General features: G+C 41.4%; 13 protein-coding genes. 3 read left to right on the plus strand and 10 right to left on the minus strand.

Translation table 11 applies throughout. From position 1 onward, the window contains the following. Positions 1-62: 62 nt before the first annotated feature. Positions 63-638 carry a thymidine kinase gene (locus AQ505_RS22945; protein WP_062550318.1) on the plus strand — a complete coding sequence of 192 codons (576 nt, stop codon included), beginning with the start codon at positions 63-65 and terminating at the stop codon, positions 636-638. A gap of 61 nt (positions 639-699) precedes the next feature. After that, entirely contained in the window at positions 700-1,821 is a 1,122-nt protein-coding gene (locus AQ505_RS22950; protein ID WP_062550319.1) for a lipid II:glycine glycyltransferase FemX, read from the plus strand. 189 nt (positions 1,822-2,010) lie between these two features. On the opposite strand, the gene AQ505_RS22955 is transcribed toward AQ505_RS22950, so the two are convergent. The 7 genes from AQ505_RS22955 to AQ505_RS22985 all read right to left on the minus strand — a co-directional run bounded on the left by AQ505_RS22955 (position 2,011) and on the right by AQ505_RS22985 (position 17,056). Then, a complete protein-coding gene (locus AQ505_RS22955; RefSeq protein WP_082461686.1) occupies positions 2,011-4,077 on the minus strand; it encodes a glycoside hydrolase family 2 protein in 2,067 nt (688 codons plus the stop codon). A 4-nt stretch (positions 4,078-4,081) separates the two neighbouring features. Continuing rightward, a complete protein-coding gene (locus AQ505_RS22960) occupies positions 4,082-5,665 on the minus strand; it encodes a discoidin domain-containing protein (RefSeq protein ID WP_082461688.1) in 1,584 nt (527 codons plus the stop codon). 64 nt (positions 5,666-5,729) lie between these two features. Further along, positions 5,730-7,181: a right-handed parallel beta-helix repeat-containing protein gene (locus AQ505_RS22965; protein ID WP_062550321.1), complete on the minus strand. Its 1,452-nt coding sequence runs from the start codon at positions 7,179-7,181 to the stop codon at positions 5,730-5,732. 103 nt (positions 7,182-7,284) lie between these two features. After that, complete coding sequence (locus AQ505_RS22970; protein ID WP_062550322.1) at positions 7,285-9,027, minus strand: RagB/SusD family nutrient uptake outer membrane protein; 1,743 nt, start codon at positions 9,025-9,027, stop codon at positions 7,285-7,287. Positions 9,028-9,047: 20 nt separating this feature from the next. After that, positions 9,048-12,131 carry a SusC/RagA family TonB-linked outer membrane protein gene (locus tag AQ505_RS22975; RefSeq protein ID WP_062550323.1) on the minus strand — a complete coding sequence of 1,028 codons (3,084 nt, stop codon included), beginning with the start codon at positions 12,129-12,131 and terminating at the stop codon, positions 9,048-9,050. A gap of 37 nt (positions 12,132-12,168) precedes the next feature. Then, complete coding sequence (locus AQ505_RS22980) at positions 12,169-13,830, minus strand: RagB/SusD family nutrient uptake outer membrane protein (RefSeq protein ID WP_082461911.1); 1,662 nt, start codon at positions 13,828-13,830, stop codon at positions 12,169-12,171. A 4-nt stretch (positions 13,831-13,834) separates the two neighbouring features. Beyond that, entirely contained in the window at positions 13,835-17,056 is a 3,222-nt protein-coding gene (locus AQ505_RS22985) for a SusC/RagA family TonB-linked outer membrane protein (RefSeq protein ID WP_082461689.1), read from the minus strand. A 160-nt stretch (positions 17,057-17,216) separates the two neighbouring features. On the opposite strand from AQ505_RS22985, the gene AQ505_RS22990 reads away from it, so the two are divergent. Further along, positions 17,217-21,242 (plus strand): hybrid sensor histidine kinase/response regulator transcription factor, encoded by a 4,026-nt coding sequence (locus AQ505_RS22990; protein WP_197286258.1) that lies wholly within the window; start codon positions 17,217-17,219, stop codon positions 21,240-21,242. A 238-nt stretch (positions 21,243-21,480) separates the two neighbouring features. Here the strand turns inward: AQ505_RS22990 and AQ505_RS22995 are convergent, their stop codons facing one another. From AQ505_RS22995 to AQ505_RS23005, 3 genes are all read right to left on the minus strand, one after another. Next, on the minus strand, positions 21,481-22,008 hold the full coding sequence (locus tag AQ505_RS22995) for a ferritin (protein ID WP_062550327.1): 528 nt from the start codon (positions 22,006-22,008) through the stop codon (positions 21,481-21,483). A 101-nt stretch (positions 22,009-22,109) separates the two neighbouring features. Further along, positions 22,110-22,475 (minus strand): hypothetical protein, encoded by a 366-nt coding sequence (locus AQ505_RS23000; protein ID WP_062550328.1) that lies wholly within the window; start codon positions 22,473-22,475, stop codon positions 22,110-22,112. Between the two features lie 437 nt (positions 22,476-22,912). Further along, entirely contained in the window at positions 22,913-24,523 is a 1,611-nt protein-coding gene (locus AQ505_RS23005; RefSeq protein WP_157262539.1) for a SusD/RagB family nutrient-binding outer membrane lipoprotein, read from the minus strand. Positions 24,524-24,533: the final 10 nt, after the last annotated feature.

Genomic DNA, 24,533 nt, shown 5'->3' on the forward strand with positions numbered 1-24,533 from the left:
CTTGCTACTCAAAAGTACTACAAAATTTCGATATTAGTGGGCTATAAAGATCACAATCATAGATGTTATTCAGCGAACAAAATTACAGAAGAGGAGAGTTTTGCGGGAGTATAGAGGTAATTTGCGGCTCTATGTTTTCAGGTAAAACAGAAGAATTATTAAGAAGATTAAAGCGTGCAACGATCGCTAAATTAAAAGTAGAAATCTTCAAACCCGCTACTGATACCCGATATGATGATCGTGATGTTGTTTCCCACGACAGGAATTCTATTCCTTCTACTCCGGTAGAGAATTCTGCTGCCATTCTATTATTAGATACCGACGTGCAAGTGGTAGGCATCGATGAAGCGCAGTTTTTTGATGAAAATCTTCCTGAAGTCTGCAATATTCTAGCGCAGCGCGGCATCCGTGTCATTGTTGCTGGTCTGGACATGGACTTCAGTGGAAAACCATTTGGGCCAATGCCAAATCTGATGGCCATTGCAGAACTGGTGACCAAAGTTAATGCGATATGCGTACGTTGCGGCAGTCCCGCAGCCTATTCTTACCGTACCGTAGCCGATCAATCAAAAGTCCTTCTGGGAGAGAAAGATAGCTATGAACCAAGATGTCGCCCCTGCTTCCATGCCAAGGACTAATCTGTCTTAAATTGGCTTATCATCATATAATTCCCGACCTTTGCGGTTGGAAAGGAAAAAGATGAATATAGCCATTGACAAAAAAGACATTAAAGAAGTTTATGAGACTTCAATAGTTCAGCAAACTGCATTCTGGTCGGAAGTAAAAACCCAACAAGGCCTCCAATCTAAAGCATTCAATTTTAAAGTCGGCAATGAAGACATTTATCATGATGCTTTAACGAATACTTATACGCATGCTGATTTTCTGGTATTACTTCAGCCCCTGGATAGCGAACATAGCATCGCTTATGTTCCTTATGGGCCGGAGATCGAACCTAATGAAGAATACCAGGGGAAATTCCTCGAAGAATTGTCGGAGAATCTCCGCGCACATCTTCCAAAAAAATGCATTTTGATCAGGTATGACCTGGCCTGGGAATCCCATTGGGCAAAAGAAAATGACAGCTTTGATGAGTCTGGCATCTGGAACGGTCCGCCGGAAAAGAAATACCAGGAGTTCCGATTTAATTTCAATACGACAAACTGGAACCTGAAAAAGGCAAATTCAGATATTCTACCTTCAAACACCATTTTCCTTGATCTGCAAAAAGACGAAAGCACTTTACTGAATTCCATGAAGCCTAAAACGAGGTACAACATCAACCTGTCTCATAGAAAAGGAGTAAATGTGACCAGAGTAGGCATGGAAAACCTCCATGTGTGGTACGCATTATATCAGGAAACTGCCATCAGAAACCGCATACATATCAATGATATTGAATATTTCAGAACGGTACTTTCTGCACGTGCTGAGGATACAGCTTCGCCGGCAGAGGTAGAACTTTTATTAGCCGATAGCGATGGACAACCATTGGCAGCCATGTTTCTTGTGATTGCCGGACAAAGAGGTACCTATCTTTATGGGGCTTCCTCTTCCAGTAACCGGAATTATATGGCCACGTATGCCTTGCAATGGGAAGCAATGAAAATCGCTAAGAACAAAGGATGTCTGGAATACGACTTCTTTGGCGTGGCACCGCAGCCAGATCCCGCTCATCCATTATACGGTTTGTATAAGTTTAAAACTGGATTTGGAGGGGAGTTATACCATAGAATGGGCTGCTGGGATTATCCACTGGATGCAGCGCAATACCACCGTTTTATTGCCACAGAAATGCAAAGCCAGGGCTATCACCTTTAGATGATGGCAATCACTTTTAGAAAGAACAGGTGATCACTTCTAAAACACTGATGATGACAATAAGCAAATAGATCATCAAAAAATGCTAGCAAACTATCTCTAATAACAGCTTAAAAAAAATGTCCTTTGAAAAATTTCAAAGGACATTTTTTTTAAGCTGTTATTCAATTCAGGGAGCCTTCCAGGTCATTACTGAAGTTCCCAAATACAGGTATCTACTAACGTGCTGCCAGCAGATTTCCCTTTTACCAGGATCTCATTTCTCCCTTTATTCAGCTTCACATTTTCCCAGATCACCGTGTTCATCGCATTCTTTTTCTTTTTACCCATGCTTTTCCCATTGATCCAAAGTTCTGCATCTGGTAAATTACTAAAGATTTTTACTGGTGTGACTGCTTTGATACGCATTGTATTTCTTCTGGAAGTAATGTAAACCATCGGCTCCGGGTTCCAGTTTGCTTTATAAAAATAGAAAGCATCCTTTTTAATCTTGCGATCGTAAGTCACCAGTCCTTTATCATTAATGCCATTGTTGTCGCCTTCCGTTCGGATTGCGGAACCAAAATCTGCGAGGACCCAGATAAATTTACCCCAGATATAAGGACGTTTCTTCAGTTCTTCCCAATGTTTTTCATGGAATGCCGTTTGCCATTCTTCCGGATGAAAGCGCCCCTTTGCTTCCGGAGCAGCTAATTCTTCGATGTGTTTGAAGGGACTCGCCCCTGCACCATACTCTGAGATAGAAATGGGCTTAGCAGGTAAGGCTTTATGCGTTTGATCTGCCCATTTGGCCACCTGATCAAAGCTGCCACCATACCAGCCGAAATATTGATTCCAGCCCATCAGGTCTGTCAGGTCAGTGAAATTAGCCGCCCCCAGGTTAGAAGCCAATGTGGTCAATCTTTCCGGATCTTCGGCTTTCGCCAATTCATTCAGTTCTTTAATAAAGGGCTGTGGATCATCGTAATTGAGTTTTAGCTCATTGAATAAGCCCCAAAAACATACCGAAGGGTGGTTGTAATTCTGACGGATCAGTTCTTTCAGCATCTTCTTTGTGTTTTCTTCCAGCTGCAGATCTTTCACATAGCCGGTTCCAGTGTATCCTCCTGGGCCCACAAATGGAATCTCTGACCACAATACCATTCCATTGTGATCACATAAATCGTAGAAATGCTTGCTATGCGGATAATGGGTAAGCCTTGCAGCTGTTGCTCCCATTTCTTTCATCAGCTCCATATCCTGATCATGATCTGCATCGGTTAAGGCAGAACCTTTCCCAGACCAGTCTTCATGCCTTCCTGCACCATATAAATCCAGGTATTTTCCATTCAGGAAAAAACCTTTATCTGGGTCTACGCGGTAGTAGCGAAAACCCAGAGGCTGAGAGACATGATCAATTACTTTTCCATCCTGAAGCAGGTCTACAGCAACATTATACAAATAAGGATCGGCTTTACCATTCCACAAATGTGGATTTAGGAGGTGCATTTGTGTCTTAAATTGAGTGGCAGCTCCAGCACCTTCTCCTGCATTTACAGGATGAGTGATGGAACGTATTTCCTTTCCTGCATGATCAAAAAGGGTAATTTTAAGGCTTAGATTTTTGGCATCGGACAAAGACAATTTTGTCAGGATTTCCAGATCAGCGGAGTTCTCAGAAACGGCCTTTTGCGTCAGGTACACGCCAGAAGAACCATAATCCAGCGGACTGATGCAGTTTTTTTCTGTGACGATCAAAGAGACCGGACGGTGCAGACCACCATAAATATTGAAATCACCATGCAATGGAATCACATCTAAACGGTAAGCATTGCTCACCTGAACGGCGATGGAATTATGACCTGGCTTCACATCATCGGTAATTTCTACTGCAAATCCGGTATAACCACCTTTATGTTCCGCAACTGCTTTGTTGTTTATAAATACCGTGGCCACACTATTGGCACCTTCGAAATAAAGGAATAGTCTTTTAGCGCCCCATTCGTTTGGAACATTCAGACTATTCTCATAAATCGCCGAACTGCGTTTGTATTCTGCCAGCCCTTCCAATACCTCATTGGCATTCCAGGTATGTGGCAGATTGACGGTTTCTTTTTTGATGCCTTGTTCAAAGTTATATGCAAAATAAAATTGCCAGTTGGCATTAAATGGAATGGTTTCCCTCCCATTTAATGCACTAGAAACAGGTTTTGCTGTCGTCACAGCCAGTTGAAATAAAAAGAAAAGGATCGTGGCAATAATTTTTTGTCGATGCATTATGTTAATTTTTATAGAAGCCTAACTCGGCAAATTGTGCGAATTGTTCGCCATCCCAGCTTGATTTCGCCAGGATTTTAAAATATCTGAAGCTCAATGGTGCTTGAAAAGCAAAGTTTTGAATCGACCCTAGTTTAGGGATTTGTAAGGTGGAGGCCAGGCTGAAATTGATGCCGTCTGTACTGTATAAGATATCTACGTCCTTAATCGCGCGTCTATCGCCATTTAAAATAGTAAAGCCATCCAGGGTTTTAAGCTGTCCCAGATCTACCGTAATAAAATGCGGGTAACTTGCTGCCGGTGCTACAGACCATTGGCTATGCCATCCGGTTGATAAGTTGTTGTCGATCACATTTGCTGCAACAGCAGTAGTTTGCTGGGAGCTGAAAGCGGCTATAGACCAGCCTGCTTTACTGATTTCATTTTTAGTACTGAATTCCAGAACTGGTAAAGCGTTCACAAATTTATAGGCATAGCTATTCTGTGTGACTGTTCCATTATCGTGGACTAATTTTAAGCGCAATTCATAAGGACTAGCGTCTTTATATTTAAAATCAGCAATTGGCATTTCTACATAAAAGCTGTCTGTTCCAATCGCTTTAGATTCCCAGGTTACCGCATTATAATCTTTGTTTGCACCTACCCCTTCATTATTTACATTCGGATCATTGTAATACACGATGCTGTTTACTTTCGTATCACTGGTAAATCTACCGGAAAGTACAATAGCTGATTTTGTGGTCGAATAATCCGCGTGAATCCTGGTTACCCTGGCATTCACAGCCCCGTAATAAGTTTTACTCTCGTTGTTAAAAATCTGGTTGACATTTAGAATGGCACAATCTGTAGCAGTCAGGAAGGTATTTGATTTCCCTAGCGTCCCATTTCCTGCCCACATTAAAGCCATACCAAGTGTTGCATTTTCAGAAACTTTCTGGCAATTGTGCGGTAGGTTCAATCCATGGCCCAGCTCATGTACCAATCCGCCGAACCAAACACTGAAACGATTGCCTTCAGTATCAGTTTTTCCAAGATTTTTGATATCTAATCCTTCATAATCTAATGCGAAGCACCATCTTCCCAAACCAAAGAACGGCCCGCCATCAGGCGTTCCATCTGGCCTGAAACTATATCGCGGTAAGATCACCAGTGTATGGTCACTTGTTTTTTCTGTGGGATGCGCGGTAAAGTAGGCGTTAATCTCCGCCTGTACATTTCCAACACCATTAGAATAGGAGTAATCACTTTTTGGTTTTGTACCTCTGATGGTGGTAATTTTTACGCGGTTAATGTTCAGATCGGCAAACATTCCAAATGTTTTATTTGGATATCCGTTGCGCAGCATTTCCTGTTTCATGTAGTTCTGTGTCCATAGCATTAGCTCACTTAAACGCTTTTCATACGCAGGAAGCGTATCAAGGTCGTTGGGCACAAAATAAACAAGGTTCAGATTACGCGACTGCGGACTGGTGTATACCGTGTCTGTGCTAACTTCTAACGCAGTTACGTCTGTTGCCACTTGAGATTTCTTGCACGCAAAGAGGCTAGTTGCCAGTAATAGGCAAAGTGTTAAAGTTTTGGTTCTCATAAAATTGGTTTAGGGATGATTGTTTGATTATCTAAATATCCATATATAGTTTAAATATAATAAATCAGAGCATTTTTTCAAGATTCAACACCTTTATGAAACTCCAGGGAAATTCCTTCAAGTTCTTTTTCTTTATTACAGGCTCTTGTTTAACATTTAGTAGTTGATCTTTTCCAGAAATATTTCCTTTGAACACGTTACCTGTCCAGGTTAGGACGGCATATTGTTTTGCAGATTTGGCGAAAACCCCTGTCGCTAATCCTTGATATGCGAAAATATTACCTTCCAGCACCACGTTTTTAGGGACACCATGTTCGATGTCTATCAGTTCCATTCTCACAGAATCCTGTCCACTATTGTAAAAAATATTATTGCTGATTTGAGTATCATCTGTGACTAAAGCAAAATTGAACAGACGTTTGCGTTTATTGCCATCGTTTATACTCAGGTTATTCCTGATGATGCTATTGGTGGTCATTTTACTTTTCGCATTAATCGCATCCGAAATTACCAGCATAAAGCCACCATCATTGTCATGGCTATAGTTGTTCTGAATAATGGTATTATTGCAATTCCCATCGATGTCAAATGATTGCCCATCATTAGACCAATCCAGGTTTTTCGTAAAAGCGACTTCATTGTATTGAATGATGGTATTATCGCTGCTATGCGGCCAAATACCAACTGCATTGTCTTTAGCACGGGTTCTGATATGAAACAACTTATTGTGCTCTATTAAAGAACCATCAAATGCTTTGACAACAATCCCGTCTCCGCCAATATCTTCCAGGGTACAGCCGCGAATGATTAAATTTTTATTTGGAAACCATTGGTCACGAAAGGCAAAAGTTCCATTCCCACGAATTCCGTTTCTATCCACTTTAACCACTTTACAATTTTCGATCAGCAGGTTTTCAATATTACTCGGTTTTGGTCCCTGACAATCCCAGAAAATTCCGTTTCCTTCATTGCTTCCCTTTTTATTGTCTCCATTAATGTCATGCACATACAGATTAGAAAGTCGGATGTTACTGATCGTCCCAATATTTTCGGCAAGAATACGGACCCCTGTAGGACCTGTTTTCTGCGCTTTGACTGAAGCATCATAATTAGAGATGTCTAAATTTTCCAATGCAATATTGCTGATATTCTTTAACAGTATAGCATCTTTAAACTGACCTTCCGCAGCGATAGCCGGTAGGTCACCTTTCCCATAAGCAGTAAAAACAATCGGGCTTTCCTTCGTTCCGGAACCCTGAGGCAGCAATTGCCCTTTCCATTTGCCACCTCTTTTAAAAGCAACACGATCACCAGGGGTAAACGTTTGTGTATTTACTTTACGTAATGATTTCCAGGCTAATTTTTGTGACTTTCCGGAATAGTCATCATTACCATACTCACTATCCACATAATACTTACTCTTGCTGATCAAATTCTGAGCTTTTGTTGTGGAGCTTACTCCAGCAAAAAAGAACACAGCTATCAAACATGAAAACAGGAATTTATCTCTCATCATCTACTTTGTATAACAGATCACCGATCTCTTTATTTTAAATTAAATTTATTGCCGTTAAAGTACTTAAAAGAGACGAAGAACCTTCGTCTCTTTTGAAGAACGCCTACCAGCCCGGATTTTGCACAAACTTTGGCGACTTGGCCATTTCTGATTCTGGAATTGGGAATAGATAAAATGCAGGTCGGAAAAAATGCGGTTTAATATCTATCACTTCATAAGTCAGCGCATTTCCTGTTTTAGTAATTTTCATTCCTTTAAGCATGACATTATCGGTGACCTCTGCAATTTTCCATCTTCTCACATCCCAAACACGGTGTTCTTCCAATGCCAATTCTACCCTGCGCTCATTCTGAATCACCAGACGCATCTCTGCTTTGCTGATTCCTGATTTAAGGCCATAATTATCATCTAAACCTGGTAAAATCCCTGCACGTTTTCTAATTTGAATCAGGGTAGCATACACCTCGCTGGTTGGCCCTTGATATTCATTCAGTGCTTCTGCATAATTCAACAGAATTTCGGCGTATCTGATCAATGGATAACAACGGTCGGTATTACCACCACCATCTTCTACCATCATCTTTCTCCAGTAGTATCCTGGAATCGCAATTGGTCCTGTTGCTGCCGGACCATCGGGACTGGCGCCTACAAATGTATTTACCGCCACCATTGCATTGCTGCTTGTCAGGAAAAACGTGGCGCCATTGTAAATGATACTGTTTCCAAAGCGAGGGTCACGTTTCACATAAGGATCATTAGGGTTGTATCCGGAAGCAGGATCGGTAATCGGCAATCCATTTTCCATTCCAAAAGCATCTACCAATTGCTGTGTTGGCGCACTGGATTTTCCACTGCCTGCTCTGGAAGTTGGCAACAAGTTATTTTCATATTCTCTGTTGGGAGCTTTCATTGCTCCGAACAAATATTCTCTGTTGTAACGGGTTAAAAACACACTGTAAAAACCATATCCTCTACGCGTAACATTATCTTCTCTTAAAACATAAGTACCAGAATTGATGATTTCTTTAGCGGCCTGTGCTGCTTTATTCCAACGTTCCGGATCTATGTTTGCATAACCAGCAATACTTTTCAATGCTGCATCTGCTGCAATTCCTTCCCCATTAAACAATGGACTTGCTGCGTATAATAACATTCTTGATTTAAGCCCCATGCAGGCACCTTTTGTAGCGCGCCCATAATCTTGCTGCAGCTGCGTATCGAAGTCTGGTAAATCCGCTGCTGCCGCATTACATTCGTTCACGATATAATCGACACAGTCGCTGTAACTGGAGCGTGGCAAATCAATATTATCTGCAATTCCATAATTTACATCACCAATCAAAGGCACGCCTCCATATACTTTTACCAGCTGGAAATAATACCAGGCGCGTAAAAAACGGGTTTCTGCTTTCAGTTTTTTCTTTAAACCGGCACTCAGAGGACTGCGATCTACATTGCTCAGGAATACATTTGCCCTACGGATATTCTCCCATGGCAATTTCCAGTTGTTGAGTACTTCAGCTTGTTTTGATACGTTAGTACTGGAGGGCGAAAGTGCACCACTGGCCATTAGAATGGCATCATTTTGTGGCCCTGTATAGCGAACAGGAATCGCTTCATCTGCCAGCACCGGATGTCCTCCACCTTCCCACCTATTGGCATCAAAGTTAAATCCGACATTCGTGTAAAGTCTGGTTAAAAAAGCAATTGTACGTACACTATCTGTAAAAGTAGTGGTTTCATTGAGGTCGCTGGCCAGTTTTGCATCAAGGAAGCCTCCTTTTTTACAAGCCCCTGCCATCAGCAGAAATACTGCCATCACCAGGTGTATAAATTTTATCTTCATGGTCTTGAGAATTTTTTTCGTTATAATGAGAAAGTAACACCGAAATTATAGATGCGTTGATTTGGATAAGCGGTAATCGCTCCGGTATTGATAATTCCACCAGAGGCATTCACCGATTCTGGATCTGCCTGGTAGAATTTATCCACGTTGGTCCAGGTTAATAGGTTATATCCATTGGTATACACCCTGATTCCTTTAAAGCCAATAGGTTTTACCCATGATGTTGGCAGCTGATAGCCAATTTCCATCGTTTTTAGACGTAGGTAACGTGCATCCACTAACCAGAAGTCTGAAAGGGATACGTTAGCGCGGCTAATTGTGCTGTTGGTGCCTAGCAATGGGAATTTTGCATTATTGCCCAATTCTGGTGTCCATGCTTGCTGATGAATCGGCTGGAAATTAGCACTTAGTCCTTCAATCGCTTCAGAAGCAAAATACATGCTATAATCATAAGCTCCCTGAAGTAACATACTAAAGCTAATGCCTTTGTAAGTAAAACCTAAGGTTAATCCTATGGTGGTACTTGGTAAATTAGGATTACCTACGGCACGCTGATCCAATGCATCAATAATTCCATCCCCATTCAGGTCTTTATATTTTAAATCCCCGGGTTTGATGCTCGTCGTTGGCTTAGGGCTATTGGCAATGTCTTCCAGACTCTGGTAATAGCCATCAAAGATATACCCAAAACCTTGTCCGATTGGCTGGCCGGTTCTTGCTAACCAAGGGTAGCGCGGATTGGCTTCATCTCTAAAAACAATCTTATTTTTCGCATACGAGAAAGTTCCTCTGGCGAAGTACTGCAGGCCTTTAAAGCTATTCCTGTAATTGATCTCTCCGTCCCATCCTTTGTTATTCACTTTCCCCAGGTTCATCGGCGGCAATCCAACCCCCATAATCAAGGGCACACTCGCTCTTGGTGTTAAAATATCATACCTGTTGTTGTTGAAATAATCCACGGTAAAGGAAAGTTTTCCTTCGAACATGGAAACGTCTAAACCGATATCCAGTTTATTCTCTTTTTCCCAGGTCACGTTGTCATTTCCTAACGTACCTTCTTTGATGCCAGCGTAATTGTTGTGCTGCTGTCCGAATGAATAAGAGCCGTCATTGGTATACACCTGTTCATAGACAAACTTACCATCACCAATATTATCTGAACCTACTAAACCATAAGAACCACGGATTTTAAACAAGTTGACAAAAGAAACCTTCTTCTTAAAGAAAGACTCTTCTGCAATGTTCCATCCTCCGGATATAGCCGGGAACCATCCATAGCGTTTCTTTCCTACAAACTTATCCGTTCCATTGTAAGCGGCATTGAACTCCAATAAATACTTTTGTTTATAATCATAACCGGTTCTCATTGTCATCCCTCTAAAATTGGCTGGAATACTGGAATCGGTTACCGCATTGTCATTTTGAATGTAACTGTTTTGATTATACAGTCCGAGGGCATATATCCTATGGTCCCCAAAATTACGGTCATAATTTAAGGAAGCCTGAACGTTGGTAGTTCTGGAAGCACCGCCTGCAGAACGCGTCAGGTTATATGGTGGAATCCGATATACGGTAGCATCTTTTGGCGTGTATACACCAGTTTCCTGATTGTAGTAATACATTGGAAAATTGGTATTGGTTCTTGCCAAACCTCTTTTATTTACTTGGGCACTAGCGTAAGAGATTAAAGCTTTCGCTGACAATCCCTCAGTGAGCATATCCAATTTTTGAACACCACCAAAGGTAATGTTTAAGTCATTGTCGAAACTCCTATTATACCCTTGTGTGGCCAGACGACCCACAATATTGACGCCACCCAGGTTAGAACCAGTCGCGTAACTGCCATCAGGATTATACACTGCATAAGCAAATGGCGGTAAAAAGTTATAACTGTAAATCTCGCCAATCAGACCATTCCCATTCGGGCTATTGGTAATAGGGTCATTTGTTTCTCCAAAACGACCTGTCATATCCAGCTTAAAGCTCAATGTTTTCGTCGCTTGTACATCTAAGTTGGAACGGAAATTATAACGTTTATAGTAATGGGTATTGTTCACTTCACTTTTAGAGCTGAAATCTTTTAAAGCACCATTTTGCCATAAGTAGCCCATCGAAACAAAATATTTTACGCTTTCTGTACCTCCGGAGATGTCCAGGTTGTTTCTAGAGATCAATGCCGTAGGATTCATCAGCGTACTGTACCAATCTACATCTGGATGCCCATAAGGATCGGTACCATCTTTAAAAAGCTGGATGTCCTTATCCGTGAAACGCAAAGACTGATCACTGTTGCGCAATGCCTGATTGGTCAGTATTGCTGCATCATAAGAGCCGAGGAACTTAGGCGTAAAAGTTTTTTGCTGTAAGCCAAGCTCTGTTTTAAAGTTGATCACTGGTGCGCCAGAAACTCCTCTTCTGGTCGTAATCACCATCACCCCATTTGCTCCTTTTACACCATAAATTGCCGTGGTGGAAGCATCTTTCAAAATAGAGATACTTTCAATTTCATTTGGATCCAATTGTGAAACATCCGAATAGCTGTATTCAATATCATCTACAATAATCAATGGGCGCTGAGTACCTGCATAGCTGCTCATCCCACGAATAAAGAAATCTGCTCCATCTTTTCCCGGCTGTCCGGATCTCTGCTGAGAAAAGAAACCTGGTAAACGGCCAGCAAGTGTGTTTTGCACACTGGCGGTAGGATTTTGTCTGATTTCTGCTCCATTAATTGAACTTACTGCACCGGTATTGGTAATTTTCTTTTGTTTACCGTACCCCACTACGATGAGTTCTTCCAGTCCTTTCGCATCTACGGCAAGGGTAACTGTGACTTCTTTCTTATTAGATACGTTTATTTCCTGGCTGATAAAACCAACACTCTTGATCACGATAGTCTGACTACTACCTTTTAAGGTCAGTTGAAAGCGGCCATCGTTGTCGGTTTGGGTACCATTTCCGGCTACCCCTTTCTCCACAACGGTAGCTCCTGGAAGCGGCCCTCCGCTTTCCTTTACCAAGCCTTTGATCACTTTGGTTTGTGCCAAAAGGAGCCCTGGCAGGAAAAAAACCATTGCAAGTGTGATATATATAAATCTTTGCATAACCTGTTTTTGTTTATTTTGTATGAACCGGAAGGGCTTACCAACCTAGGTTTTGGGTTAAATTTGTGTTTTTGGTGATTTCAGAATATGGAATCGGATAACTGTACATCTTTAGGGCATTGAAGCTCACTGTTGATGCTTCAAAAGGGGCATAAGTAAATACTCCCGGAGCAGTTTGCGTGATTTTCATCCCATGCAATTTTCCATTTAGCACCTGCTCGGCGATTTTCCACCTTCTGATATCCCAGAAACGCTGCTCTTCAAAAGCCATTTCCAGCCTTCTCTCATTTCTGATGGCGATGCGCATTTGTTCTTTTGAAAGACCAGTAGGCAGGGCAAAAGGAACAAGACCGGCACGCTGTCTGATGTCTTCCACTGCTTTGATCACTTCTGGGTTGGGTCCGCTGAATTCATTCTGTGCTTCCGCGAAATTCAACAGGGTTTCTGCGTATCTAAAGATCACAGGGTTATGCGTCTGATTGCTATAGGTAGTGGCATTAGAAAAATCAGCCATAAATTTGCGCATGTAATAACCAGTACGTGTTTGGGTCACAATACCTCCCGGTTTGTCTAGTCCACCCTCAAATGTTTGTACTGCACGCTTTACCCACATCATTCCATTATGAAAGATGGTACTATAAAATCTTGGGTCACGATTTAGATAAGGATTGTTCGGATTGTAACCTGAGGTAGGATCGGTAATTGCTTTTCCGTTTTTCATTCCAAAAGCATCAACGAGCTCTTGCGTCGGACTGGTTAATCCATTACTAGCTACTGCATCCGTATAACCAATTGGGGCATTATCCACCTCTACACTTGTTCCTACATTCCGTTGAAAAGCAAGGATCACTTCTTTATTTTTACGGTTTAAAAACATGCTCTGAAAGCTGGCTTCCAATCCTAGGGTTGCAGTCAGGCTCATCAGGTCTTTGGCCGCTATTGCCGCAGCCTGCCATTTTGCAGGGGCATTCCCTGGATTGTATAATGGACTTGCCAGGTACAATAACAGGCGTGACTTTAAAGCTAATGCTGCCGCTTTTGAAGCCCTGCCAATATCCGCATCCTGAATCGGATTAGGTCTAAGCTTGTCCTTAACGGCTTCTATTTCCGAAAGGATATATTGTGCCACTTCATCCTGACTGTTTCTTCTCAAAGAAAGGTCATCATCCAGGTTAAGGATTCTATCTCCCAATAAAGGCACTCCACCGTAACGTTTGAACAATTCAAAGTAGAACATTGCTCTTAAAAAACGACTCTCTGCAATCCAGTAGTTCTTTTCTACCACCATAGACTGTTTAAAAGGCACGATGCCAATGTTTGCCAAAAAGTAATTTACCCTCCTGATTCCAACGTAGTTCTTTGCCCAGGCATCATCTACAGGTGCATTACTGCTGATTCTTCCATTGGTAAACGACTCCACATTGCTGGCATTTCTTGATGAAATGGCATCATCACTAGCTGCATCTAAAATATCATTCGCACTGATGGAACCGAATGTGGTTCCTATGCGGTTAAATCCGGTAGGCAGCTGTACATAAGTATCATTCAGGAAGTTTTTAGCATAATTCCCTAATGAATCCGTAGGGTCAAAAATGACGTCTTTAGTCCATTTCTCCAATGGCGTCTGTTCAATATTGCTTTTCTTACAGGCGGTTAAACACAGGACTCCGCCAAATATGATGTATATAAAATGTTTCATAAGGTTATAGTTTAATGTTAATACCGACATTGATCGTTCTTAGTGCAGGATATGCCGTACCGTAAACCTCAGGATCGATATCCTTGTTATCCGAAATGGTGAACAGGTTCATGCCATTGGCGAAAAATCTTACGGAAGCCAGCTTAATCCTGGCCGCAAATCTTTGTGGAAGTGTATACCCGATTTCCATATTTTTCAGCCTCATGTAATTTCCTGAACGCAGCCAGAAAGAAGATGTCGCCTGGTTGTTTGGATTACTGCCAACCGCAAGTCTTGGATAAGTAGCGGTAGCAGCAGTCTCAGGAGTCCAACGATCCAGATGATGCGCAAATGCCTGTCCTTTTCCATCATTCTGGAATTCCCATTGTGTTGGGCCTGATAGATAGATCATCCGGTTTGTTGCTCCCTGTATGAGCGCACTGAAGTCAAAGCCCTTAAAGTCAAAACCCAGAGAGAATCCATAATAAATAATCGCCTTATTATTTTTTAGACCTTCTATATCGAATTGGTTGATCACACCATCACCATTCAGATCTTTGTACTTAATATCGCCGGGAACAGGGTTATAGCCCTCTGTCTTTGGACTGTTTGCTATATCCGCTGCATTCTGGTAAAAACCATCTGCCTGATAACCATAAACCTGGTCTGTACGCTGTCCGGTACGTTTCATCCAATCATACTCACGGAATACTTCATCCTGATATTTGATGATTTTGTTGTTTGCCGTTAGGTTTCCAGAAACAAAATAATTGAAGTTGTTGAGGTGATTGCGGTAACTTGCCGTAAAATCCAGCCCGGAATAATTGGTGGTTCCAATATTCTCAAGCGGATAAGTATTTCCAATAATCGCCGTATTTTTTCCTCTTACCTGCAGCAAGTCAAAGTATTTATTTCGGTAATATTCGGTCGTTAACGTTAGCTTATCATTAAACAAGCTCAGGTCTATACCCAGGTTCAGCTTATTTGCTTTTTCCCAGGTAATATTAGGATTGGCGAGGGTTTGCTCCCTAACAGAATACACAAACGTTCCTGAGCCAGCCCCAAAATAATAACCATCACCATCTGCGAAATATTGGTTATAGACAAAGTATCCCGCATTTGCATTACCTGTGCGGCCATAAGAAGCACGAAGTTTCAAGGTATTTAACCATTTCACATGGTCAGCGATAAAGCTTTCTTTAGCAATATTCCAGCCTAGACCAGCAGTCGGGAAAAGGCCGAATCTTTTGTTGTCGGGATAACGATTTAAACCGCTATAACTCATAACCACCTCCGCAAGATATTTTTCCTTGTAATCGTAAGCTACCGATCCAGCAAGCGTCTGGTAAGTTAAAGGCAGGTCGCTATAGACAGATATGTTCTGAATATTGGCATTTGCCAGGGCTTTCACATGATGGTTCCCAAAGGTTCTATCGTACCCTGCTGAAAGCTCTGAATAGAAGTTTTTATACTGGTAAGTGTTTAAGCTCGTACCTGCCACAATCGTTCCATCCGTACCAAAACGCTGATAAGTTATTCCAGATGGGCCATTTTGCCCTTGATAAACTGCAAATGTTTTACCTCTGGAGGTCACTTCCGAAAGATTGGTATTAAAAGAAACCAGACCTTTTAACCATAATCCTTTAGTGACATCATCCAATGTTCGCTTAAATGAAACATCTGCCGACATCTCCCTGCCATAGCTTAGCGTATAACCAGATTGTGTGCTCTGTCCATAAATGTTATTCTGAAAGTCTTTATTTCCTCCTAAAGAACCATCTGGGTTCAGCATCGGATAAGCACCATTAGGGGTACTGGCCAGGGAATTGAAAATACTATTTACACCCAGGTTCACATCGCGTCCATTGAAAGAGATTACATTTCTCGCCCCCGGTGAATTTCCATTTTCAATACGCCCAAACAGGTTTAAATTAACCGTCAGGTTCTTTGTCAGGTCCACATCAATATTGGTACGCACGATGTATCTTTTAAAATCAGCGTTTGTATTGTAACTGTTCTTCTCGGAGGTTTTTAGCAAACCCTGTTGATCCAGATAATCGACATCCAGGAAATACCTGGCATTATTTCCCCCACCGGAAGTATTCAGGTTATAACGTGTAAACGGGGCATTGTTCCTTAATATTTCTTTATACCAATCTACATTAGGATGTCCCATCGGATCAGATCCTGTTCTATAGGCTTCCAAATCAGCGGATGAATATACAGGCGCTTTGCCATCATTCAACAAAGCTTCATTATATAAATTCGCGTAGTTGTAAGCATCTAATGTTTTAGGCAGCTTAACCGGACTTTGTAACCCCGTTTGAGCAGTAAATGAGATCTTCTGCTTACCGACCTCTCCTTGCTTGGTGGTGATCAGAATGGCACCACCTGAACCCCTCAGCCCCAGCATACCCGTCGCCAATGCATCTTTAAGCACCGTTACCGATTCTATTTGCTCAAAATCAATGGAAATCAGGTCTCTGGGAATTCCATTTACTATTATAGTTGGATCCTGTCCTCTTAATGCATATCCCGCAGCATCCAAGCCTGGAATTCCAGTAGATTGAAGTGTTGATAAGCCAGAAAGCCTTCCTGACAATGCATTGTTTAATGCCGTTACAGGAGAGCTGAGCAGGTCTTTAGTATATACACTTTCGGTGGATAAGATGCTGGTCGACTTTTTCTGAGTATCATAAAGTCGCTGAACTACGGTTTGTGGTTTTTCAGATTCAGTCAGTACCATGTTCAATTTATTCCCGGTTACGACTTGTTCATGAATAAGGTATCCTTTTAAAGAAAAAACAACCACTTCTCCTGAATCAATCAAAAGCGCATAATCACCATTCTTTCCTGAAATCACGTCCGTTCCAACCGTCTTATTCTTTACGGATACGCCGAAAAGTGGTTCGCCATAAATGCTGGTAATTTTCCCCTTGAGTAAACCAGGGGTTTCAATTGTACTGTTGTTTCCTTTACTGCCCTTATGGTTCTGAGCGGATAAAGAAAGCGGGAAAAACAGGAGCATCATCAGCCACTTAAAAAGAGACTTCCTACCCCCATTCATACCCTTTACTTTTAAGTAAGGTTTCATCATAATTGGTTTTTTGGTTTGTTTGTTGCCTGGGAGACAACAGCTATTTGGTTTCTCGTAAAGTTGTAGGCAATTCAAAAAAAAGTGGGGTGAAAAACGATTGTTTATGGGGGGAAAATCCATTTTACTTACCTGGGGCAGGCAATAAAGCATTAATGGCCAACTTAATGTCAGTTGAAATTGTAATTTTAACAGGGATAAAATTTTACTGAAACAGATTTATTATAGGGGTATGATAAAGCAGACTATTATAGGCATACTCCTGCTACTTATGCAGCTATGCAGCAGTGGACAGGAGTTAAATTTCAATCACATGAAGACAGAGAACGGGCTGTCTCAGAACTCTATATTCGCCATTACTCAGGATGGCCGTGGCTTTATGTGGTTTGGATCCAGATTTGGGCTCAACCGCTATGATGGCAATCAGTTTCAATTGTATAAAAGCAATGCGTCTGACAGCAGCACCCTATCAGATGATTACATTACTGCTTTACAGAGTGACAGAAAAAATGTGCTTTGGGTAGGCACAGCAAATGGGTTAAACCGATTCAATCCGAAAAAAAACACTTTCGAACGGATCTATTTAGATGGCAACAAGGACAACAAGCGATATGCACCAGTCAACGAAATTTATGAAGACCGAAAAGGGAACCTTTGGATTGCAGCCAGAACAGGACTTTACTTATTGACCGACCGCAAAACAAATACCTTTACCCCTGCTCATCAACTAGGCCTTAAAAGCGGCATTGCCAATTCAGAGGTGCTCAGTATTTTTGAAGATCAGCAAGGATACTTATGGCTAGGTACCAATTACGGACTCAGCAAGCTGCTCTTTAATGGAAAGATTAAAGAATTGGCGAACTTCAGTCATGTAGAAGGACAGGAAAATAGCCTAAGCGATAATTCCGTTACCGCCATTACGGAAGACAACCAGCATAATCTATGGGTAGCCACGGAAAGTGCTGGCATTAATCTTTTCCAGCCCAGCACAAATACCTTTAGGAAGTTTGTACATGAAGAGGGTAACAAAAATAGTTTAGTGCACAATTCCATCCGTCGAATGGCAAAGAACAAAGATGGAAAACTAGCTATTGGGACACAGGAAGGGCTGAGTATATTAGATCCACTGAGCAAGCAATTCAAAACCTATCAGCATCTAAAATCGTTTGACCGCAGTTTAAACCAAAATTCTATCTACAGCATATTTGAAGACATCAACGGTTCTCTTTGGATCGGTACTTATTATGGGGGTGTAAATGTGACTTATGCACATGCTACGAATTTCAAAACCATCCAGTACAATGAAAAATTGAAAGGCATCAGTCACAATGTAGTGAGCTCTATTATTGCAGATAAAGATGACCACCTCTGGATAGGAACAGAAGGCGGCGGATTAAACCATCTGGACCAGCGGACGCAGCAGTTTACCACTTATAAGCTAAAAGCCTCCGATCCAAGAAGCCTGGGCTCAGATTTGGTGAAAGTGATTTACAAGGATAAGGCTGGCGACATTTGGGTTGGCACACATGGTGGAGGCTTAAATCGTTTTGACAACCATACCAGCAGCTTCCAACGTTTCTTTATCAGTGGGGATAATGCTAAGATCACGCGCTCTGAAATGGTGGCCCTGCTGGAAGACCATAATGGCGTATTCTGGACAGGCAGTCAGACTGGCATCCGTATTTTCACGAAAGAAGGAGACCTGCTAAAGCCCTATCCGGAAATCCCGGCCTTACAAGACATCAAAAACAATAACGTCAAGGTGTTGTTCGAAGATACGCAGCAAAACATCTGGATAGCGACCACAAAAGGTTTGTTCCTACTCTCTGCAGATCAGCAGCAGCTACAATCCTTCAACCTGCCTAAAGGAAGTAACAGCGTGAACAATAATGCCAACTATATCAATTGCATTCAGGAAGATGATCAGGGAAATATCTGGGTAGGACTTTATTATGGGGGGCTCAGCAAGTACGATTCCAAAAAGAAAGAGTTTGTGAAAACCTATACCACAAAACATGGCCTGCCCAATAACAATGTGGTAGGCATACTGGAAGATGATGCTCATTTCCTTTGGATCAGTACTTCTAATGGCTTAGCGAAGTTTAATCCGCAATCAGGGGTCTTCCTGACTTATACGACAAGTGATGGCCTTGCAGGGGATGAATTCAACTACAATTCCTTTTTTAAAGCTAAAAACGGGGACCTTTATTTTGGTGGTTTTAATGGCCTGAGTTATTTTTCCCCAAAAGAGATAGAGAGAAACAATTATCCTGCCCCATTAATCTTTACTGCGTTAAAACTTTTTAATGAACCTGTAAAAATCAATTCAGCCGATGGGATCCTCCAGCAGGACATCAGTTTTACCGATCAACTCATCTTTCCCTATTATAAAAATATATTTACAATTGAATTTGCGCTACTGAATTACATTAAATCTGAAAAAAACAAATATGCTTACCGCCTGGAGGGCGTTAATGGTGGCTGGGTGGAAAGCAATATCCCCGCAGCAACTTATACCAACCTGGCCTCTGGAACGTATACTTTATGGGTTAAAGGTGCTAATAATGACGGAATCTGGAGCGCCCCTGTCAGCATGAAGATCAAAATCCTTCCACCATTCTGGAAGAGCTGGTGGGCTTACCTCAGCTATGTCAGCATCTTTGGCATCATGCTGTTTTTTATTACCCGATTCTTTTACCTGCGCGGTTTATTACTCAAAGACGAAGAGCTACACCAGATCAAGCTCAACTTCTTTACCAATATCTCTCATGAAATCCGTACACACCTTACCCTAATTATGGCGCCTATAGAGAAACTGCAAGAAGGACAGCAGCAGGATGGGTTAATGAAGCAACAGTTAAATCAAGTAAAAAAAAATGCGGATCGCCTGTTAAAACTGGTAAGTGAACTGATGGATTTCAGGAAAGCAGAAACTAAAAATCTAAAACTAAGAGTGGCTGCTTACGACTTTGTCGCTTTTATAAAGGAGATCTTTGGCAGCTTTGAAGAATTCTCCAGCAAAAAGAATATTGATTTCAGACTTCGCTATGATGAAGGCATCCCCTTGCTTTACTTTGATAAAGAACAATTGGAAAAAGTCTTTTTTAACCTTCTTTCCAATGCCTTTAAATTCACGCCTGAAGGTGGTCGAATTTCCATTGATATCAAACAGCATGCAAGTTCTCTAAATGTCAGCGTTACAGATACCGGCAGAGGAATAGCTGCACAATACTTGGAGCAGCTATTTGAAAATTATTTCCAGGTAGATGACCATAGCATACAGAATACCGGATATGGAATTGGCTTGGCCTTATCGAAACATATCATTGAATTGCATCATGGCCATATTGAGGTCAGCAGTGCTCCAGGAGAAGAAAAGAAAGCAGGGAATACCAGCTTTAGCATCACCCTATTATTAGGAAATACCCATTTTAAGGCACAGCAGTTAAAATCTCAACTGGAGCTTCCAGTACCAGAGCCTATCTTTTCAGCAACCCGCAGCACAATTCCTCTTAAGCCTGCAGAAGGGCCATCTTCTGTTACTGATCTTGAACAGGCTCAGCAGAAGAGAGCATCCGTTCTTGTGGTGGAAGACAATCCAGAGCTGCGCCTGCTGATTAAAGAATCGCTGGAAGCCGATTATCAGGTAATCTTAACGGAAAATGGCAGGTTAGGATGGGAAGCTGCAGTAGAGGAAATCCCAGACCTGATCATCAGCGATGTCATGATGCCCGAGATGGACGGATTAATGCTCTGTCAGCAATTAAAAACTGACGAGCGGACTAGTCACATCCCTGTGGTCTTATTGACTGCTAAAAGCGGCCAAACTGATCAAATCCGCGGACTTACACAGGGTGCAGATCTGTACCTGAGCAAACCTTTCAGTCCTAAGATTTTACAGCTGCAAGTGCGCAACCTTTTAAAGGCAAGAGAACTGATGCGTAAAAAATACAGTAAGGAGTTGGTGCTAGAGCCGAATGAATTGATCGTAGATCCTATAGATGAGCGGTTTTTATCCAGATTGATCGGGATTATTGAGTCTCACATGGAGCAGGAAGATTTTGGGGTAGACCTGATGGCCGAGAAAATAGGCATGAGCCAATCGGTGTTGTATAAAAAACTAAAAGCACTGACTGATTTATCGGTGAATGATTTTGCCAAGTCCATCCGATTGAAAAAGGCAGCCCAGCTACTTTTACAAAAGCAGTATACGGTGTATGAAGTGGGCTACATGGTCGGCTTTGCAGACCGTAAGTATTTCAGCAGGGAGTTTAAGAAGCATTTTTCAAAAACTCCATCTGAATATATTGAAGCAAATAAGGAGGCACCTATTGACTAGGTCATCCTTCCAAAAACAGACATTTTATCCGTTAGGACAATTCTTGCAGCGTTTCCCTCTCAGGTATTTCTCGCAGCATTCCTTTTTCAGCTTGGATTTTTTATCGTGCTTATCCTTTTTCTTATCTTTTCCCTTCTTTGACATCCCCCTGGTTTTAATTGACAACAAAAAAAGCACATGTGATGTTTTAACATCTGCATGTGCTTTATAAATTTATTTTGAAGCTAATCTCTATGGATTATCCTTCGTTGTAAACGATCTGACCAACGTTTTTGTCGATCTGCCATCTTCCAGTTCCTTCTTCACCAATTACGTCGAACAATTCAACTGCACGTCTCGCTTTAAATTCTTCTTCACGTTGTTCTTTGAAGAACCAGTTTAAGAACTCTAGAGTTACATAGTCTTGTTCTTTATGACAACGTGCAGCGATGTTTTTAATCGATTGTGTTACGCTGATTTCCTGCTCTAATGCTTCTTCAAACACTTCACGGAAAGAGTTATATTCTAACTTGATATTGGTTACTTCAGGTGAAACTGCCATTCCGCCCATATCAAGAACGTATTTGTAAAATTTTAACTGGTGCATTCTTTCTTCTTCAGCTTGTTTAAAGAAATAATCAGCTGAATTGTCGTATCCATTACGGGCACACCAAGATGCCATTGAAAGATAAATGGAAGAGGAAAGGGCTTCTTTTTTAATCTGTTGGTTTAAAAGTGTCTCTATATCTGTAGAGATTAGACTTTTTACGCGCATGATATCTTTCATAATATTGTAGATTTAATTCCTATTGTTGAAACAAAAATAAGGCTAAAAATGAACAATACTGCATTTAAAAGCAATATGGAAAGATTCTAATTCTAATTAGATCAGGCAGGTAGCCTAAAAAGACGGTCCTGGATGATGTGGTTCAGTTCCAGCATCACAAAAGTTCCCTGCAGTAATTCCTTTAAAGCAATGATCTGAATTAAGGACAATACATAGCAATGATCACAAGCACAGATGAAGATGATCTCTACGTCTGCAGATTTATCGCTTGTTAATAAGATGTTTTCAATATCGATCTTATAAACTGCTTTTTGTAATTTCAACAGGTTACGGTAATCAAAACGGGCAAGTTTTCCGGCAAAGTCGATATACCAGCAGTTTTCACTGTCTGACTGATAGATGGAACCTTTAGTGGTACTAAATACTTCTTCAAAATGGATTGGAGATGCTATAGCTGTCTTTTGCATGTATTAAACCTTGTTGATATGCAAAGGTTGTTATTATCTAGATTTAATCCAAATGAAAAGACTAAAAAAAATTATGCATTTGTTATAAAGTTCAGTTTTTTGTCGAAACCATGTTTTTGGGCTTTAATCAGGGATTTTACTATTTTGAGACACCTTACACGCTATATACCTCGTCCTCAAATTGTAATCTCAATTCAATAATTTAAATTCCTATTTTCTAAAATTAGAATTATTTCTACATTTGTCCTTGAGAGCGTTAATTTAAACGGGGGTAAGTCGGAGGACTTGCTCCCGTTTTCCTTTTTAAAGGCTTTTTCATAAGGTATTTAAGCGGGTGATAAAGCGCTCCCAGGAGATTGACCAGGGGCTAAAATAAAAAATCCCCGCCGAAGCAGGGGATTTGATTTATTTATTAAAAGAGAGCGTCATTAGTTTATTTATTGCTTATCCCACCATACTCTGGAAGTTAGTACATCTCCTCCAGGAATCGAAGCCACCGCGGCATTATAATTAGCCGTGTTGAAACCAGCCTCATCAATAGGATAAGGGAAGCGTCTTGGAATGGTCCCATTTGTAGAATTTCCAGGATAAACTACTGGTGTCAATACAGGGAAACCTGTTCTTCTCCAGTTAGACCAGGACTCATAGAAATCCAGTTTTGAATTGGTTAGTACCCAATACTGTGTATTGATCATGTTTAATCCATTCACTGAATTGTATGGATTAGCATCTACATAAGCGTTTGCTGTAGCCTCAGGAACACCCGCAGCTGCATCATACTGCGATAGGTAGGTCATTGCAGCCACTACCCCTTTGCGGTAATGATCAGCAGCACTTCCAGCAATTCCGAAACGCTGTGCTGCATCAGCAAGCAGCAACTCAGATTCTGCATAAGTCAATACGAATGTTGGTCCACTTTTCTTAATCAGCGCCGGACTAGGTGATGAGTAAGCCGTGAAAGTCGTAAAACTTGGATCAAAAGAAATCCCCAGATTTGGCACCAGACTTAAATCCTTGCCATTTGGCATTCCTTTTTGTACTGCTGGATCGGCATTCGCTGCTGGATTTTGATCTTTAGTCGCATCATTCACGTATAAATTCGTCACTGCAATTTTACCCAGACGTGGATCATTTGTGCTTTTCAAATAATCAATAAATGTTTTTGACCACCTGGTATAATAGTTCTCCTGTCCACCGCCACCTGTTAAAATCTGGCTGTTTCTATTGATCGTAATCCTATCCCCTTTTTCGTCTCCCATCAGGAAAGCATTGTCGTCATTACTGGTCATGGTATTACCCACCACCTTTTGAACCCAAGTTTGTGCCGTTGCCGGATCAACTTTACTCAAACGCATCGCGATTCTTAACAGCAAAGTATTTCCAAAGCGTTTCCACTTATTAATATCACCGTTGTAATACACGTCACCGCTTGGTCTGTCTTTAGCAGGATCTAAAGCAGCTGTTGCTTCACTCACTTCTTTCAACAAATCGGCATAAATTGCCTGTTGTTTGTCATATACCGGGAAATAGGTTTTATCGTAATAACCAATCCCTGCCTGAGAATAAGGAACATCACCATATAAATCGGTGATTCGCTGAAACACTAAAGCCCTCATGATACGAGCAATCTGGTGTAAATTAGCATATTGAGGTTTGTCTTTCGTAGATTTAACCACATCCACAATCGGCCTTACCTGTTCTGCATAAGCACCGTCACCACCTGTTGGGTTTTCGCCTTTAAAACCCCAGTAAGCGGCAGTATACCCTGCATTCAGGATGTACTTATCTCCTGCCCAGTAACCAATTACAGAAGACATGCCCTGCATCATGGTGGAACAATAGATTAAATTTGCACGCCAGGTATCGTAACTGAAATCTATACTTCCAGAATACCCAAGCTGGGCGCTGGTCAGTACAAAGTTAGGGTCAAAGTTTCCTGGGTTATAGGTAGAAGGATCTGTATTGATCACATCGAAATTCTTTCTGCAACCTACTGAAGTAAGCACACAAACAGCAGCGATTATAGTCAGTTTAAATATCTTTTTCATATCAAATATA

It is taken from the genome of Pedobacter sp. PACM 27299, assembly GCF_001412655.1.
Taxonomy (GTDB): Bacteria; Bacteroidota; Bacteroidia; order Sphingobacteriales; family Sphingobacteriaceae; genus Pedobacter.